This window comes from Hansschlegelia zhihuaiae, from assembly GCF_004103825.1.
Taxonomy (GTDB): Bacteria; Pseudomonadota; Alphaproteobacteria; order Rhizobiales; family Methylopilaceae; genus Methylopila; species Methylopila zhihuaiae.
The window spans coordinates 1-2,039 of record NZ_RYFI01000045.1 but is presented as its reverse complement, the minus strand read 5'-3'; the positions used below and the strand labels follow the sequence as shown (position 1 = coordinate 2,039).

Annotated in this window: 1 protein-coding gene; it reads right to left on the bottom strand. The window is 52.1% G+C overall.

What is annotated here, in order from left to right:
• Positions 1–125 precede the first annotated feature (125 nt).
• Positions 126–1,280: a restriction endonuclease gene (locus EK403_RS21975; RefSeq protein WP_128779584.1), complete on the bottom strand. Its 1,155-nt coding sequence runs from the start codon at positions 1,278–1,280 to the stop codon at positions 126–128.
• Positions 1,281–2,039 lie beyond the last annotated feature (759 nt).

The following is a 2,039-nucleotide window of genomic DNA, read 5'->3' as shown; positions in this document are numbered from 1 at the left end:
CCTCCCCCGCACGCCCGGCCGGTCCGGACACGCCTTCCGCGACGGGGAAGGGTCGGGGGATGAGAGCATGGGCGGGGGTGGGTGTCAAGGAATTTTTACCTATAAAGGAGTGCTGCGAAGGGCCGTTAGCGCCATGGGACCACTCGCCTCTTCTTCGGCATCTTGCGCGCAAACGGTCCGCCATGACGCTCAGCGCCTAAGCGTACCTTCAGTCTCTCAATAACCTTCTTATCCTTTAATGGCATATAGAGGCGTCCATACTTTATTTCTTGCTTGAACTTACCATGCAAGAATCGTCCATTCTGAAAGCTCTCTAAGAGATAAACTGTAGCGATAGAGTCAATTATTTCATCACAATAGTAATATGATAACGGATTTAGCGTAAAATAATACATTCCTTTCTCAAACTCATTAAATCCCAATGCGAGATTATGAAAATAGATCGAACTCTTTTCTCCCGTTAAGGCGTTTACAATTTCAACATCTGACGCAAACATCGATAACTCAACATATACGTTTCCTTCAAACGGAATAGCCATTATTCCAGAGTACTTTATTTTTATGGCCCCAAGATCCCCATCATGGGAAAAAAGCTCATCATTTGCCATATAATCAACACTAGGTGAGAATTTATGTGTATATTCACACGATTGACCAACTTCCAATTCAGGAAAATCGATATTCGATATAATATCTCTAAGAAATGTGTCTCGATTTATTAGAGAATTTGAAAGGACATATGTCAACTCCGTCCCTTCCGTCGTCAATGGCAACTCTTCTCCTGTTACATAAACAAGCGTTATTTTATCAAAATTGTGAGATTTTACTCTCTCTCCAAACTTTATTATCGGAGCGACGCTTCGATGATCAATATTGGGATTTCGAAAAGAATAGATGCCAGATTGGGCAAGTCGGCCCCGCACGGCTTCTTCGCTCGGCGTTTCGTCAGATTGAGAGATAATAAATAACTCCACGCCGTGATTTCTGGCAACATTTTCGCAGCCAGACTCAAATCCCTTTGAGCTAAATACCGATATTTTATTTGCCTTTGCATCTATTGCTTTTGTAACGAAGGCCTCTATCTCTTTTACCTTTATCTTCGCTTTGCTCGATTTCACTTCAACAATTGTCAGATAGTTGAAAACTCCTGCCTTCAGACGAATTACAACATCAAATTGCCGCCCTCCTATTTTCTCATCCCAGCTGACGTCCGCATCTTCCATTGTCGCGGTGCAAAATCCGGCGACAAGTCGTTCCAAAAATTCGCTATCTGAAATCATAGGAGAGGTGACTCCATTCTCTCGAATGGAACATTAAGGGAACACTTGTGCCGTCGCAACAGGTGGGTGGCGCATGATCCGTTGTAGGACCAAGCAGCATCACAACTTGCTTATGGCGACCATCATCCCTTCAGCTATCTCGCATTTGAAGGTCCGCAGCCGCGCCACGCCCAAGTCGTGGATACCCAGCCTTCGGCCGGGCATGGCGGGCAGTGCGGGGGCGGATGCCGCGGTATGATGCGTCCGGCGGCGCCGCAATGACCCGCCGCCGTCATCGTCGGGCTTGACCCGGCGATCCATCTCCTTGGCCAAGACGATGGATGCCCAGGGTCGAGCCTGGGCATGACGAGGGCCGGGCCCCCCTCCCCCGAAAGAAAAGACCCCGCGCCGGTCGCCCCCGGCGCGGGGTCCCCGCCTCACTCCACGATCCAGGACGGACGCCCGGCCGCGTAGCTGTCGAGGCGGTTCCGGGCCAGGAACTTGTCGAGCAGGCCCGCGACCTTGGCCGTCATGCCCGCGCGGCAGCGCGGGTATCCACGACTTTCTAGGATCGAAGCGCGCCACGCCCAAGTCGTGGATACCCGGCCTTCGGCCGGGCATGACGGGCGGTGCGGGGGCGGGCGTCGCGGCTCGATGCGTCCGGCGTCGCCGCAATGACCCGCCGCCGTCATCGCCGGGCTTGACCCGGCGATCCATCTCCCTGGCGAAGGCGATGGATTGCATGTTGCGTGGTCTGTCCCTTGTGGTGGGATGGGGACG

Excerpts from the sequence above, each read along its gene's own strand:
- EK403_RS21975 (WP_128779584.1), bottom strand. The coding sequence starts at position 1,280 with ATGATTTCAGATAGCGAATTTTTGGAACGACTTGTCGCCGGATTTTGC.